This window comes from Mycoplasmopsis hyopharyngis (genome assembly GCF_045276885.1).
Classification (GTDB): domain Bacteria; phylum Bacillota_I; class Bacilli_A; order Mycoplasmatales; family Metamycoplasmataceae; genus Mycoplasmopsis; species Mycoplasmopsis hyopharyngis.
This window is the reverse complement of record NZ_CP174164.1, coordinates 759166-773778: the sequence shown is the minus strand read 5'-3', so window position 1 is coordinate 773778 and position 14613 is coordinate 759166. Positions and strand designations below refer to the sequence as shown.

Here is a 14613-nt window from a genome sequence, read left to right as displayed (position 1 = left end):
AATAGTATATATTATAAAATATATTTAAAATTTAACAAATTATTTAAGCTTTATGTCTTGAAAAACATTATACCCTAAATCATTAGCTGGTTTCACTAAATAATTTTGAACCATTATTTGTTCATATTCACCATAATTTGAATACATATTTGTATTAATTGGAATTCTTATTAGGTTAGTAAATTCATACAATAACTTTATTTGTTCTCAACATGTTAAGTTATCTAAATATTGTTGTAATTTAGAATCGAATTCTTTTTGTTCTTGTTCATTACCAAATAATGCTTGCTGCCATTTGCTGCTTGAAAGATTTTCAATGGAAACATCTTTTATTTTTAATAAAAGGTTAGCAAAATGATCTTTGAAATTTTTGATTTGTTCAAATGAATCTATTAATTTTTCTGAATTAGCTAATAGAGCTAATCAAGAATTGGGGTTTTCAAAAAACATTGTTTTAAAAAAGTAATAGATTGAGTTATTTTGTAAATTAATATTTTGGTTAGTAATAAAGTATTGTTTATCTTCGATATTATCTAAAGTTGCAAACTCAATTTTCGGATTTAATCTTTGATCTAATTCTTTGATTAGTTTTAAATAAACTTCATAATTGAAATTGTTATTATAATCTTTTGTTTCGAAAATAGGGATTGTAAAGTTGACTTTTGGGTCATTAAGGTTTTTGTTCAAAAAATAGTCATCAAGCAATTTTTTCATTTGTTTTTTCAATTCTAAAAAGTTAAGACCTTTATATTGAAGTAAAAGATTAGTTAGATTTTGAACATCAAAATAGCTATCTTTGTATTGATGTTCAAAAATTAAAGATTTATTTAAACTCAATTCAGCATTGATGTAATTTTTTGCATCATATACTTTTTGATAACTTGAATCCTCAAGGTCTTTTCCAGACAAGATTGTATCTTCAGGTACATAAGAATACCACAAGTTGTTATGATTGTTCTTTTTTATAAAACTAATTTTGTTTATTGCCAAAGATAAAATACTTCTAAATTGGTATTGTGCTTCATTGTTAAAATTGCTTAAAATAGATTCTTTTTGATTTAACAATTGTTTTGTAGACAAACCATAAAACAATTGTGCAAAGTGTTCGTCAAATTGAAAATTGTTCAAAGGTTTTAAATTGAAATTATAAAAGTAATTTAAAGGAACTTTATTTTTAGCAACCTTTAAATTGTAGGTTAGACCATAAATCTTTTTGTTTAAAAGAATTTGTTCTTGTTGCTCTTTGTTAAATAAATTTAAAGAAGTTTCAGTTATTAAATTTTGTTTGTAAGCATTAAAAGATTGCAAACTATAAGTTTCATTATCAATTGGTAAAGGATTGTATTTTAAAACAACTTTTTTTAATTCTTTGTTGTTTGTATTTGAAACTTTAAAGAAGGAATTTTTTTCAAAAATTTGTTGATTAATTTTGCTATCAGACAAGATATAACTACCAAAGCATAAATACTCATCATTTTCCATTAAAGTAGGATTAAATAAAAGATTATTTGTAATTTCATTTAGAACAAAAAGATCAAAATGAGTACTATTGTCTTTTGAAGAAAAAACTAGTGTTTGATTGTTAGAATCGCTTAAAGTTTTTTCATAGTTTAAATTGTAATTTTGAAATAAAGAATTAGCATTTTTGTCATTTTGAAAACTAGTTAAATAGTTGCTAGAAGTAACCTTTTTATTTGTTTTAATTTTTTTGCTATTAACAAAATGAATGTTATCTTTGATTTTGAAGCTAACGCTTTGAGCATTTTTTAAAGTTTGAATAAAAAAATCACTATTGATATTATTATTGAGTTTACTTTTATAAGCAATCAAACCAGTTTCGTATCCTAAACCTTTATTTGTTTCTGGCAAATCTTGACTAGAAACTTGATCATCATCAAAGGTTAAGATATTATTGTCTTTGGTTAAAATTGTAATTTGAGAAGCTAAATGAAAGCTTAACTTTTTCTTGCTTGGTTTGATAAAAGTTTTATTAATGTAATCATAATTAATAGCATCAAAATATTGATGTCTAATTAATGGATTATGAATCAAAGATTCAAAATCATTTTCCACTTTTTTATTTCTAAATAAATTTTTATCAATGAAAAAGCTACTATTATTAAAATTTTTTATGTAAGTATATTTATCTTGACTTTCTCTAATTGATTGACAAGAAAGGGCAAAAAAAGGTGCTACAACAGTAGGAAGCATGATATTTAAAAGCAGATTTTTTTTCATTTTTCCTCCTATTTATAGATCTTTACGTTAGAACTAATGTAAAGTGCAATACTTAATGATTTAGTAATTAATAAGTATATTGTGCTAAGTATTAAAACACAAGCTAAATAATCAACTTTATTAATGTCAGCTATTATTTGTTTAAAAACAAGTCCGATATCTAGTGTGCTAGTTGAACTATTAACATTAAAAAATGCTAAAGAAGTTAAGGTTAAGAAAATTAAAGATAATTGATCAGAAATGATAAGGAGATTATTTCATCAATTATGCTTAAAGATATCTAAAATAATAATGTTTCAATTGCTAAAACCAGCAGCTTTATCAGCAATAATAAATTCCTTACTTTTGATTTCTAACCCAGCTGCATATGATGAATGTATAAAGTTAATGCTGCTTAAAATACTAAAAATTAAAATGATGTTTATATTAGTGGTTTTAATAAAAGTAAAAATAAAAATACTAATAATCAGATAAGGCAAAATACTAATGCTTGAAAGAAAATAATATGAAATTTTAGTAGTGGTTTTTTCTGAGTAAAAAGCAATAATCGAGCCAATAAAAGTTCCAATAAGAAGCGAAATTAATAAAGAAGAAAATGAAATAATTATGGTTCAGAAAAATGAATTTATGATTTGAACAAAATTATCAATTCCATTCAGATTGGTTCCTAAAGGAAAATAAAAGTTTTTAACTTGTTGACCATTTAATGACAAAGTAGCATACAACAATTCATAAGCATTGTATTTGATGTTAATAAAACCTAAAACTTGTTTTTCATAAATAATGATTTGATGCTCAGGAAATAAATTTGCTATTTTCTTAATGTTTTGATATTCATCACCAAAAGGTAAATTTTTGGTAACTATTGGGTTATTAAAATTAGGCAAATTAGAAATCAACAAAGGATTATCAATCATTGGTTTTTGTGAGCTATAAGGATAAAAAAGTTTGGTCAAGAAAATAAATGCTAAAAATGAAAAGAAAATAATTAATAAAGCAATATTAACTTTGTTTTTGAAAAAACGTTTTCAATAAGCTTTGGTATTGGTTGTAGTTTTAGATAAAGAAACTACTGGGTGAGGGTGTTCTACTTTAACTAAAAGGTGTTTTAAGTGATTTTCTAAATCATTTTCAGCAACACAATGGACATGGTGAAATTTATTATTTTTCATTATCTTGTCTCCTTTTTAAAGAGATTATGTGTTCTTCTTTTAATAGAGAAATTTAAGTTTAATTTGTTATCAACCTTTAACATATGGTAAAAGATTTCTAAAATCGCTTGAGCAAAATATAAAAATAAAGAAGTAAAGAAAATAAAAGTTATCATAATATAAAGTTCATGAGAACGCAAAATGTTTGAAAGCAACAAACTTTGTCCTGGAATTTGGAAAATACGTTCAATAATTAAACCATAACTAACCATAGTTATAAAAATTAAAACTAAGTAGTTTAATTGCTCAATCATCAAGTTTTTAAAAATTACTTTTTTAAAGATTTGTAAATTATTCATTCCATTTGTTTTTGCTAATAGTACATATTCTTGACTTAAAATGTTAGCTAAATTCTTTTTCGTAATAATTGCGATAATGCTAGTCGTACTAAAAGACAAAATAATAATTGGAATGATTAGTGATCTAATTGTAAAGCTAATTCCTAAAATGCCTGGTTCTACAAAATTAATAGGTAAATCAATTGATTCAGCAAAAATAATTCCTAAGGGAGCCAAAATAAACGTTGGTATAGCAGAAAAGATAAAGATAAAAATGTTGGTGATCACTTCAGATCAAGTATGAATTTTATAACCTCAAAAAATTCCAATACAAGTCCCTAAAACCAATGAAAAAATAAAGGTAGACAAATAAAAAATAATTGAATATTTACTATAGTAAAAGAAAAATAAAGCAGGATTAATAAAAGAGTGTGAAATACTTGGACTAATTATTTTGCCATATTTAAAAGTAAATAATGAGCCAAGATATTCAAAAAGTTGAACAACAATTGGTTTTTCAGGAAAAGGATTAATAAAAATTCCTAAAAAAACAAAAGAAAAAATAAGAGTTATAAAAACTCCTAATAAGGCTAAACTAATTTTCTTAAATAAAAAATAGTAAAAATTCATAACTATGTTCTTTTAAGAAAAAGAACAACTTTCTACATAGTTAATTAGATCAACTCGTTTGCTCTTAAAGTTTCCTTAATTTCATTTATAGCATCTAGTTCGTCAGGTCCAATTGCTTTAATTGAGATTTCGTGTCCTTTTTTAACTCCAAGTGACATTACGTTCATAACTGATTTTAAATTAGCATCTCTTCCATTTGAAGATAATTTAATTTCGCTTTCGTATTTTGAAGCAACAGAAGACAAAATACTTACTGGTCTAGCGTGTAATCCCATTGGGTCAGCAACAATAGCAATAATTTCTTTCATTTTTTTCTCCTTATGAATAATTTATTTTTTAGTAGTTGTAGTTTTGTTTTTTTTAGTAGCAGCAGTTTTTTTAGGTTTGTAACTTTGACCCACTCTAATAGGTCCAGTTGCTTTATGTACTAAATAGGTTCCTTCATTATTTTTAACCATTATTTTGGCAAAGTCGATAGCTTCTTTTTGAGTGTCAAAAATTTTAGTAGCTCTTTCACGGCCAACACCTTTTAGTTGTCATTTTTTACCTTTTGGTGTTATATGTCAAATAGTTAGTGGTTTCTTTTCTGTTTCAGCGTTCATTAGTTTTCCGTTTCAAAAAAATATATATTAATAATTATAAATTATATTAATTTACAAACCAAAAATATATAATAATTAAATCTATGGAGCAAAATAAAAAACCTAACAATATTTCTGAAACTCAAATAAATAACAACAAAGAACAAACAGAAATTAAAACAGATGAGATTTTGGAAATCAATGAAACCAATTGTCAAAATTTTTTAGAAAACATCTCTAGCGAAGAAAATGATGAAGATTTAAAAAAACTAGCAATGGGTAAATATTTTCTAAGAAATATTAAATATGAACCAAAAACCAAAAAAGAAAAATTCAAGTTCATAGTTGAAACCTATTGAAAAAGAGTGCTAATTGTTTTTATATCAGCATTAATTTTTAATTTTGGTATCAACACTTTTATTAGTAGATCTGAAACTATTCCTAGTTGTTTAACTGGATTACCAACCTTGCTTGTTTTAATTTTTCCTAAAATTAAACCTTATTTCGCTTTAATTTATTTAGCAGCAAACGTTCCTTTATTTTTAACCTTTGGTTTAAAAGAAAAGAAATCCTTTGTTTTCTTAACACTTTTGTTTATGATTTTTCAAATTCCTACTAACTTTATTTTTACCATTCCAGTTGTCAATGAATTTTTATACAATACTTTTAATTTAACTGCTGGTTGAACAAAAGAACTTAAAGTAGTACAAGTAGATCCTCCTATTACACAGTCATATATTATTGAAAATCCAAATACTTGACCAATTTTACTTTACGGAATTTTGGGCGCCATATCTATCGCTGTATCAATTGCTCTCACTTGAAAAAGTGGTGGTTCTACAGGAGGAACAGATATTGTTATTTATTATTTTGCTACTAAATCTAAAAAGAATGTTGCCTTTGTATTTTCAATTGTTTCTTTAACTTTTTCATTATCATTTTTAGTTATTTTTAGATTTGCTAAACCACATACAATTTCTTATCGTGATTTTGAATATTTAAACATTCCAAGTGAATTTCCATATATTCCTGAAATTGCTGTTAAAAAACGAGATGAAGTGCAACACATAACTTCTTTTGGAATGAGAGAATTATCAACATTGCTTTATATTTTGATTAACAATATTGTTCTTTCAATTATTTATCCAAAATATGCTAAAGTTCAATTAGAAATTTCTTGTTCAAATTATGAAAATATTTTGAAATACTTCAAAAGAATTAATTTCTGACATAGCTATACAATTAGAACTGTTAAAAGTGGATACACAGGAAACAAAATTTACATTATTGATTCAGTTATGCTCTTGTTAGAAACTAAAAATATTGTTTTAGATATTAAAAAAATTGAACCTACTGCTTGAATTAGTATCAAACCTGTTAGACAAGCTATTGGAAAATTCAACACACGTTTTGTTGAGTAAAACTTGCGAAAACTATGCTGTTTTGCAAGTTTTTTTATTTTTTACAAATTTTGGCAAATATATTATTGGAGGCAAAATATATGAAAAATTTTAAAAAATTAAATGAACAAAAACAAAATGAAATTTATGGAGGAAGTTTTTTAGGAATTGCTACAACTTTAATGCCACTAGTTGCACAAGGACTAGGAGCAATTGGAACTTTCTTCAAAATTATCAACTCGCAAAATGGGCAAATTGATCTTAAAAATGGTGTAGCAAATTGAAATAACGGAAATAGCAATTCTACAAGCAATGATTCAAGTAAAAAAGAAACAGAAAAAAGTACACCAACTGGTCCTACAATAATCGCGTTTTAGTCCGAATTTTTAAAAAAATAAACAAAAATTTTTAATGTAATCTTGTTTTCTTTACTATAATTAAAATGTTACTTTTGTAACCATTCTAAAAAGGTTCGCAAGTGCTTTAAAGCCACCTTAAAGATGAGTCATTACTTACGGAGGATAATCGATGTTTGCGATTATTGAAACCGGAGGCAAACAAATTCTTGTAAAAAAAGATCAATCAATCTTCATTGAAAAAATTGAAGGCACTGAAGGATCTAAAGTTTCATTTGACAAAGTATTAGTTATTGATGAAAAAATCGGTAAACCATACTTAACCAAAGCTCGTGTTAATGGTATTATCGAAAAACAAGGAAAAGCTAAAAAAATTGTTGTATATCGTCACAACCCTAAATCTACTCACAAAAGAAAACTTGGTCACCGTCAACCTTATACACGTGTAAAAATCACTGAAATTATTGCTTAATTTCAATTTACTTTAAATAATTAGAAAAAGAGGAAATTAGAATGGCACATACGAAAGCCGGTGGTTCAACTAGAAACGGTCGTGATTCACGTGGTCAAAGATTAGGGATTAAATTAGGCGATGGACAATTTTGTACAGCGGGATCAATCATTTTCCGTCAAAGGGGAACAAAAATTTTCCCAGGTACAAATGTTGGTAGAGGAAATGATGATACCTTGTATTCATTAATTGATGGATTTGTTAAATTTGAAACAAAAAGAAATAGAAAGTATGCTTCTGTTTATAAAGAAAGACAACAAGACAAAAAAGTTGTTAAAGCAAAACCTGTAGCTTCAAAAACTACAACAAAAGAAACTGCTAAAAAAGTTGTTAAAAAAACTGCAACAACTAAGGCTAAATAAAAATTACTCTCGCATTGAATGCGAGAGTTTTTTAATGTTTTTATGCCAAAAAAACATTTTTTTTATTTTTTAACAAAAATAGACATATATTTTTGGAAGGAGAAAATGAAAAAACTATTAATTTATTTAGCTTACAAATATCGCGGAAATAATTTTGAGATATGAAAAGCTTTAAAAAACAAAGAAAAAATAAATGTTGATGAATTTGAATTGTTTAGCAAAAGTATGGAGCAAAATTCAATAAAACCTATAACAATTTATGACATCGAATATCCAGAATCTTTAAGAAAATATAATGATTCACCATATGTTTTATTTTGTAAAGGAGATATAAATCTACTTAAAAATGACAGTATATGTTTAACAGGAGATATAAACAATGAAAAAATTCAAGACTACTTAAATGAATCACTACCAATTTTAAAACAAAGGAATAAAACTCTAATTGTAGGTACATACAAAGAAGTTGATAAGGAGATAATCAAATATTATAGAGACCACAAGTTAGATATTATTCATGTTATCCCATCAGGTTTTGATTATTTTAATCAACCAATGTATTCAAATGAACTTTACATTAGTCAATATCCTAATGCTTGTCATATTAAGTACAATAGACTAAGAGAAAAAAATTGTTTAATAGCTAAGATGTCTAACTTTTTGATTATTTATAGCTCAAAGTTAAAATCATCAATACAAAATATGGTTTCTTATTTTCTTGAATTAGGAAAAGAAGTTTATTGTTATCCTGGAATCAATAAAAATGATGGTAATAGTTTATTAATTCAAGAAGGAGCTAATGTACTAAAAAACAATTTTAAGATTGCCTATTTTTAATATTTAAAATATAATTAATTTAGAAAATTAAAAAAAGAAAAAAATTTTAAAAAAAAGAAAAAATTTGTATTATAATGAGTATCAGTGGTTATAGCAAAGGGGATCACCTGATACCATTCCGAACTCAGTAGTTAAGCCCTTTTACGCCGACGATACCTTAACAGGGAAAATAGGGAGCCGCTTTTTTTATTTCTTTTTTCAGCCTAATAATGAATATATGGTTATATTATGAATACAAAAAATAAATTAAATTTTGCAAAGCAAATTAAATTTGAAGTTTTAAAAAATGTTAAGACACTAGCTCAAACCAATGAATTTTTAAAAGGTTTTGTTTATTCAGCTGGATTGATTGAAAATGAAAAAATATTTATCAATATAAAGTCAAAAGAAATTAAAGATAAAGTGCTTTCCTTTTTTAAAAAAATCAATCTTAATGTAGAAAAAGAATATAAAAATAAGCAAAAATTTCTAGTTATTAATAAAAGTTCATTTAACTTAAATGAAAAGGTTAATGATTATTCAATTTTCTTTGCTGGCGTTTTTTGTGGTGGTGGAAACATCCAAGATTTAAATACTACTAATTACCATTTAAGTTTAAGATCTTATAATAAGCAATTTATAGATTTTATATTAAACAAGTTAAATAAGTACAGTAATTTTAATTTTAAGCTAATACAAATACAAAAAAAATATGTTATTTATCTTTCTAAACAAGAATCGATAAGTGATTTTCTAAAAGCAATTGAAGCAGTTTCAGCATATTTTGTTTTTGTTGAAAATAAAATTCAAAGAGATTTAGAAAACAATGTTAATAGAATTAACAATATTGATATTTGTAATTTAAATAAAATTGCGCTTTCTGGACAAAAGCATTTAAGTAATATTGAATATTTATTTGAAAATAATTTAGATTCAAATTTTAATGAGATACAAAAAATGTTTTTTGAACAAAAAAGAGAACAACCATATGAATCATTAAAAAACTTAAGACAGATAATAAAACAAAGCAAAAATATAGACATAACCAAATCAACAATGAATAATTGGTTAATAAAGTTAAGAAAAATTGTTGAAAAAGACAAAAATGAAAAACAAAAAAGCTCATAATCATTAACGATTCGAGCTTTTTGTATTATTAAATTGAAAATTCATTTAATAAAGCTAGGGTGTTTTCATAAGCGACAGGAGAAGAAATTTTTACTAAATATAAAATTTCATTGAATGAATTGAAGCTTTTTTCTTCATCATATCTTTCATCGTTTTCATAATAGATGTTAGACATTTCTTTTAGAATGCTTTCTTGGTGTAAATTTAAATCTAATTTATGACAATTAAAACTAATAATTCATAAAAATAGTTTGAAAATTATTTCACTTTTAGCATTTTTTGATCCTGTTTGGATTTCATACATTGTTACTAAATCACCAAAATTTTCGAAAAGATTATTCAATAAAATAAATTCCACTTGGTGATTTAAAAAATGCATAAATACACTTTTAAATAAAACATTGCTTAATAGTTTTAATTTAAGTTTTTTATAAAAATCTTCTATTTTTGAAAATTTTTCAAAAGGGAAATATCATTTTAAATCTTCTATTTCTAATTTTTTATCATTTGATTTTCTAGCAAAGCCAACAATTTCTAAATTGTATTCTTTGGTTGCTAATTTTAATTCAATTACGTCACCAACCGCTTTTCCTTGATAAAGCGATATATTAAAAATTTGTTTTCTTGGGTTTTCTTCTAATATACCAATGTAAGTTTTTTGTTTATCAGGGTTAAATAATTTTACATAATCTCCAACAGCAGCTTCATCAGAAATTGATTCAAAACCAACAAATTCAGTGATTGTTTTTGAATATGCGGTATTAAATTTTTCTTTCATTTCTGACAAACTTGGAAAATTCATTGTTGCTAATGAAGGTTCAACATCAAGGTCAATGTTTGGAAATAACTCTTTTTTCAATGTAAAAGCAACAACCCTTGGATCGTTTTGATCATCAAGATAATATGGCGGTATAGGCATAAATGAATTTTCATAAATAGGATTAATATCTAATGAAATTGAATAGTCTAAAATAATCTTATTTATTTCTTTTCTTTCGTCTTTTTTTTGAAAATCATATTTTCTATTTAATTTTTTAATATGTTTATCAAACAATATTTTTAACATAAAAACTCCCAGTTTTATTTAATTAATAAATTATAAACATTTTATTTTTCATATTAAAAAACTTTATAAAAAAATAGGTTAATTTATTTTTTGTTTTTAACTTATTTATAGTAAGAAAAAGAAAAAATAATTTTTATTTAGACAAAAAATTTAAAATTTATTTTCTAAATTAAACTCAAATTTTCATTTAATTTTGTGCTTAATTTAGTCATTATTATTAATAATAATATATAATAAATCACGAGTAGAAATACTCCTTGGTTTTTTAACCCTGAAGTCCAAAAGGAGAAGAATGAGTAATTATGAAATTATGGTTATTCTTAATCCAAAAGTTGAAGCTAGAATTGCTCACAATTTAGTTGAAGAAATTTTTGGAAAAGAATCAATCGCTAAAGAAGAAAGACTTGACACAACAGATTTAGCTTACCCAATTAATAAATCATTAAAAGGTCAATTTGTTGTTTTTGAAGTTAAATCTTCATCAGACAAAATATTTGAATTTTCACGTAAAGCAAATATTCACAAAGATATTTGAAGACATTTAGTTATTAACTTAGATACAGAAAAAGGAAAAGACAAAGTATTTAAAGCTAAAAAAGGTTTCAAAAACATTAAAGACTTTAAGAAACCAAATGCTTTCAATTCAAAAACAGTTAAAGTTGACAATCCTAAAAATGTAGCTAATGAAAAAACTGTTAAAAAAGCAACATCTACAGCAAAAGAAACTAAAGTAGAAAAATAAAAACAGGAGAATTTATAAATGTTAAATAAAGTAATTCTTATAGGAAGATTAGCAAGAGACCCATTTTATTCAACAACTTCAACAGGTGTTGGTTACGCTCGTTGTGTAATTGCTGTTTCTAGAAGAACAGGAAGTAATAACGAAGAAGCAACTGAATTTATACCTTTTGTTGCTTGAAGAAGCAATGCTGAATTTTTAAACAAATTCTTTAATAAAGGTTCTTTAATTGCTATTGAAGGTTATATCTCTACTTCACAATTTGCAAATAGCAAAGGTGAAACTGTTAGAAATACAGAAGTAGTAGTAGATAGTTTTGTTCCACTTGAAAACAAGAAAACCCGTGAAAGCCGTGGTGGCAATACTCAAACAATAAACTTGAACTATAAAAACAACGAACAAAATACTTCAACATTTAACATTAATCCTGAACAAACAAATACTTTCTCTATGGATGAAACACCAGAAAATAATTTATATGGTTTTTCTGACCTAGATGAAGATTAATTTTAGGAGCATTATGATAAATAATAAAAAGAAAACTAATTACAGAAAACGTAGATGTGAATTATGCGAATTGAAATTAACTTATGTTGATTACAAAGATGTTAAATTTTTAGAAAAATTTGTTACTAATAATGGACAAATTAAACCTAGTGCTAATTCAGGAAATTGCGCTAGAGACCAAAGAAAAGTTGCTAACGCAATCAAAAGAGCACGTTTTATGGCTTTAATGCCTTATACAAAAGAACGTATTAGAGCAGGAAAATAATTAATTACAAACAAAAAAATTAGACTCAAATCACAAAAAATTTGGGTCTAATTTTTATTTCTAGTTTAGTAAATAAAACACAATTTTTTGTTATTGTTATTTACTTATTAAAGTATTAAAAATATCGATAATTTGTTCGATACTTAATTCTTGAATTCTAATTTTATTCGAAATATTTAGAGTTTTAAAAGTATCTAATATTTTTTGTTTATTGTATTTGGTTGCTAAAGAATTTAATAAAAATTTGCGTTTAAATAAAAAACAAAGTTTGAAAAAATCTTTTAATTTGTCATAATTATCATTTTTATCTTGATAAAAATCAAATGAAACAATTGCCGAATCAACTTTAGGAACAGGAACAAAAGATTGTTTGTGTACTAAAAATTCTAATTTAACTTTTGCTAAATAATTTGCAGTAATAGTTAATTTTGAATAATTAGTTGAATTAACCTTCGCAATTAATCTTTGAGCATATTCTTTTTGAACCATTAATATAACTTTTTTAAATGTATATCTATATTCAAATAACTTAAAAATAATATCAGTAGTAATGTTATATGGTATATTGCCGACAACCACATATTCCTTATAAGAGCTCAAATTAGAATCTAAAAAATCTTGATGAATTAAATTAAAATTTTGTGCATTTTGAAATTTATTATTAAGTATATTTATCATATCTTTATCAATTTCAAAAGCAGTTAATTGTGTACAATTTTGTAATAAATGTTTGGTAATAGCACCTTGACCCGGCCCAATTTCAATAATTTTTTTATTCTTTGGAATAATAACTTCAATAATTTTTTCTATAATATTTTCATCTTGTAAAAAATTTTGACCGAATTGTTTTTTTGCTTTAATCTTTAATGTTTTCATAATATATTTTTTTTAAAAAACTTTTAGTTTTTTCATAACCAATAACTTCTCTTTTAAGTTTTTTCTCTATTCTAAATTTATTTGTAATTATCAATCTACCAGAATTTAAATTCATTTGTTTGCTTCAATTTCTATGATCTTGAAAATGTGTTTCAGAAAAATCCAATTCTTCTAAAAAGAAGGAATCTATATCTTTTATAAGTATCTTTTTAGTTTCACTGCCTAATTTTGAAAAACCTATGTCATAGTTTATTTTAATTATCAAAAAATGTTTAACTAAATTTTCATTTATAGCAACATAATCATTATAAAGTTTATTTATTGCGGAAATAGCATTGTTATTTAATTTATTTGCTTTTAAATTAACCATAAAGAAATCTTCTTGAAAATTAGAAGAAAAATCATAACTAGAATTTTGTGTAGTTTGATTTTCTTTATTTAGATTAATGCCTATATTTTTTGCTTTTAAATATATATTTAATTTGCTAACAACATACTCTTCCAATAAATAACCAATTGCTGTTGATGATTCTATAACATTATTTTCTCTTTGTAATATATTTAAATCTTCAATTTTAATTAATAATTCGTTTCCTGTTGAATAAAAAATTTCTTTAATTGAATTTATTATCTTATCCTTAAAAATAAGCGCTTTTTCAAAATATTTATTTTCCATAAAAAACCTTTTTGATAATTTTTGCGATTTCAAATGATAGTTTTACTGGAACAGCATTTCCAATTTGTTTTAAAATACTAGCTTTTGTTCCTTTGAAAATAAAATCATCAGGAAATGATTGTAATAGCGCTAATTCTTTAGGAGTTAAAACCCTATTTAGAACAGGATGCACATGAACACCACCATGATTTTCTTTTACAGTTGGAGAAGGTTTATCATAATAAATTCTTTTAAAGGCATCAGAATAGTTTTTGTATAAACTTTCACCTTCTTTTAATTTTGAGAATTTTTCTTTCATTTCATCAGTGTGTTTTGAAAAAATATGATTGGGTATATCAGATTCATTTGTTATATTTTCTAAGTGAGAAATAGCATCTCTAACAGTTTTAATCTTTTCGTTATGTTTTGAGATTTGGTCAATTGCTAAATCTACTTTTTCTTTGTCTTTTGAACCTATAAAAATTACTCTTTCCCGTTTTTGAGGAACCCCAAATTTGGAACTATCTACCAAAATATATTTAGCATAATAATTAGCTTCTTTTAAAATATTAATTATTTTATCAATAACTAATTGTCCATCTTTTTCCTTAAAAGACAATATCCCTTTTACATTTTCTAAAACAAAAACTTCAGGTTCAAGTCTTTTAATTACATCAATAGTGTATTTATATAATTGATTTCTATCATCATCTGGATTTCTTTTACCAGCCATTGAATAACCTTGACAAGGAAAACCACCTATAACTAAATTAGTTTTATTTTTGTATTTTGTTTCTAATTCGTTTCTTATTTCATTATTTGTTATGTCTTTTGGTTCAATATTAGTTGAAAAATTGTAATTATATGTTTCTACTGCGGGTTTTCAAAATTCAATAGTATCCAAAATTTTAAAATCATTTTGAACAAAACCAAGGGTTAAACCACCTGCGCCCGCAAATAAATCTACCATTTTTATATCTTTCATATTTTTGCC

General features: G+C 24.5%; 17 protein-coding genes, 1 rRNA gene and 1 pseudogene. 10 read left to right on the top strand and 9 right to left on the bottom strand.

The window, feature by feature from the left end:
- Positions 1–39: 39 nt before the first annotated feature.
- Genes ACJA25_RS03255 through ACJA25_RS03235 form a run of 5 tightly spaced genes read right to left on the bottom strand, consistent with a single transcriptional unit; the run spans position 40 to position 4959 of the window.
- Positions 40–2238 carry an OppA family ABC transporter substrate-binding lipoprotein gene (locus ACJA25_RS03255; protein WP_406615321.1) on the bottom strand — a complete coding sequence of 733 codons (2199 nt, stop codon included), beginning with the start codon at positions 2236–2238 and terminating at the stop codon, positions 40–42.
- Positions 2239–2246: 8 nt separating this feature from the next.
- Complete coding sequence (locus ACJA25_RS03250; protein WP_406615319.1) at positions 2247–3410, bottom strand: ABC transporter permease subunit; 1164 nt, start codon at positions 3408–3410, stop codon at positions 2247–2249.
- Positions 3410–4357, bottom strand: a complete 948-nt coding sequence (locus ACJA25_RS03245) for an ABC transporter permease subunit (RefSeq protein ID WP_406615317.1) — start codon at positions 4355–4357, stop codon at positions 3410–3412. The genes ACJA25_RS03250 and ACJA25_RS03245 overlap by 1 nt, the downstream gene beginning before the upstream one ends.
- Before the next feature lie 44 nt (positions 4358–4401).
- A complete protein-coding gene (locus ACJA25_RS03240) occupies positions 4402–4665 on the bottom strand; it encodes an HPr family phosphocarrier protein (protein WP_406615315.1) in 264 nt (87 codons plus the stop codon).
- A gap of 21 nt (positions 4666–4686) precedes the next feature.
- Entirely contained in the window at positions 4687–4959 is a 273-nt protein-coding gene (locus ACJA25_RS03235) for a DUF2188 domain-containing protein (protein ID WP_406615313.1), read from the bottom strand.
- A gap of 83 nt (positions 4960–5042) precedes the next feature.
- On the opposite strand from ACJA25_RS03235, the gene ACJA25_RS03230 reads away from it, so the two are divergent.
- From ACJA25_RS03230 to whiA, 7 genes and pseudogenes are all read left to right on the top strand, one after another.
- Positions 5043–6359, top strand: a complete 1317-nt coding sequence (locus ACJA25_RS03230) for a DUF2179 domain-containing protein (protein ID WP_406615311.1) — start codon at positions 5043–5045, stop codon at positions 6357–6359.
- 80 nt (positions 6360–6439) lie between these two features.
- Positions 6440–6715, top strand: coding sequence for a hypothetical protein (locus tag ACJA25_RS03225; protein WP_406615309.1), 276 nt, complete (start codon positions 6440–6442; stop codon positions 6713–6715).
- Between the two features lie 151 nt (positions 6716–6866).
- Positions 6867–7166 carry a 50S ribosomal protein L21 gene (gene rplU / locus ACJA25_RS03220; RefSeq protein WP_406615307.1) on the top strand — a complete coding sequence of 100 codons (300 nt, stop codon included), beginning with the start codon at positions 6867–6869 and terminating at the stop codon, positions 7164–7166.
- A 41-nt stretch (positions 7167–7207) separates the two neighbouring features.
- Positions 7208–7468 (top strand): annotated as a pseudogene (gene rpmA, locus ACJA25_RS03215) (50S ribosomal protein L27); the annotation flags it as partial.
- A gap of 204 nt (positions 7469–7672) precedes the next feature.
- Positions 7673–8404, top strand: a complete 732-nt coding sequence (locus ACJA25_RS03210; RefSeq protein WP_406615305.1) for a DNA-processing protein DprA — start codon at positions 7673–7675, stop codon at positions 8402–8404.
- Positions 8405–8484: 80 nt separating this feature from the next.
- Positions 8485–8590 (top strand): 5S ribosomal RNA (gene rrf / locus ACJA25_RS03205).
- 42 nt (positions 8591–8632) lie between these two features.
- Positions 8633–9511 (top strand): DNA-binding protein WhiA, encoded by an 879-nt coding sequence (whiA, locus tag ACJA25_RS03200; RefSeq protein ID WP_406615303.1) that lies wholly within the window; start codon positions 8633–8635, stop codon positions 9509–9511.
- A gap of 28 nt (positions 9512–9539) precedes the next feature.
- On the opposite strand, the gene ACJA25_RS03195 is transcribed toward whiA, so the two are convergent.
- Positions 9540–10577, bottom strand: a complete 1038-nt coding sequence (locus tag ACJA25_RS03195; protein ID WP_406615301.1) for a hypothetical protein — start codon at positions 10575–10577, stop codon at positions 9540–9542.
- Between the two features lie 292 nt (positions 10578–10869).
- Here ACJA25_RS03195 and rpsF point away from each other — a divergent pair, with 292 nt between their 5' ends.
- Genes rpsF through rpsR form a run of 3 tightly spaced genes read left to right on the top strand, consistent with a single transcriptional unit; the run spans position 10870 to position 12088 of the window.
- A complete protein-coding gene (gene rpsF / locus ACJA25_RS03190; RefSeq protein WP_406615299.1) occupies positions 10870–11319 on the top strand; it encodes a 30S ribosomal protein S6 in 450 nt (149 codons plus the stop codon).
- Between the two features lie 18 nt (positions 11320–11337).
- Positions 11338–11823, top strand: coding sequence for a single-stranded DNA-binding protein (locus ACJA25_RS03185; RefSeq protein ID WP_406615297.1), 486 nt, complete (start codon positions 11338–11340; stop codon positions 11821–11823).
- 13 nt (positions 11824–11836) lie between these two features.
- On the top strand, positions 11837–12088 hold the full coding sequence (gene rpsR / locus ACJA25_RS03180; RefSeq protein WP_406615295.1) for a 30S ribosomal protein S18: 252 nt from the start codon (positions 11837–11839) through the stop codon (positions 12086–12088).
- Between the two features lie 96 nt (positions 12089–12184).
- Here the strand turns inward: rpsR and rsmA are convergent, their stop codons facing one another.
- The 3 genes from rsmA to ACJA25_RS03165 are packed head-to-tail and all read right to left on the bottom strand — an operon-like array spanning position 12185 to position 14604.
- A complete protein-coding gene (gene rsmA / locus ACJA25_RS03175) occupies positions 12185–12964 on the bottom strand; it encodes a 16S rRNA (adenine(1518)-N(6)/adenine(1519)-N(6))-dimethyltransferase RsmA (RefSeq protein WP_406615294.1) in 780 nt (259 codons plus the stop codon).
- On the bottom strand, positions 12945–13640 hold the full coding sequence (locus ACJA25_RS03170) for a UpaP162 family type II restriction enzyme (protein WP_406615292.1): 696 nt from the start codon (positions 13638–13640) through the stop codon (positions 12945–12947). Before ACJA25_RS03170 ends, rsmA begins: the two co-directional genes overlap by 20 nt.
- Positions 13630–14604: a DNA cytosine methyltransferase gene (locus ACJA25_RS03165; protein ID WP_406615290.1), complete on the bottom strand. Its 975-nt coding sequence runs from the start codon at positions 14602–14604 to the stop codon at positions 13630–13632. Before ACJA25_RS03165 ends, ACJA25_RS03170 begins: the two co-directional genes overlap by 11 nt.
- Positions 14605–14613 lie beyond the last annotated feature (9 nt).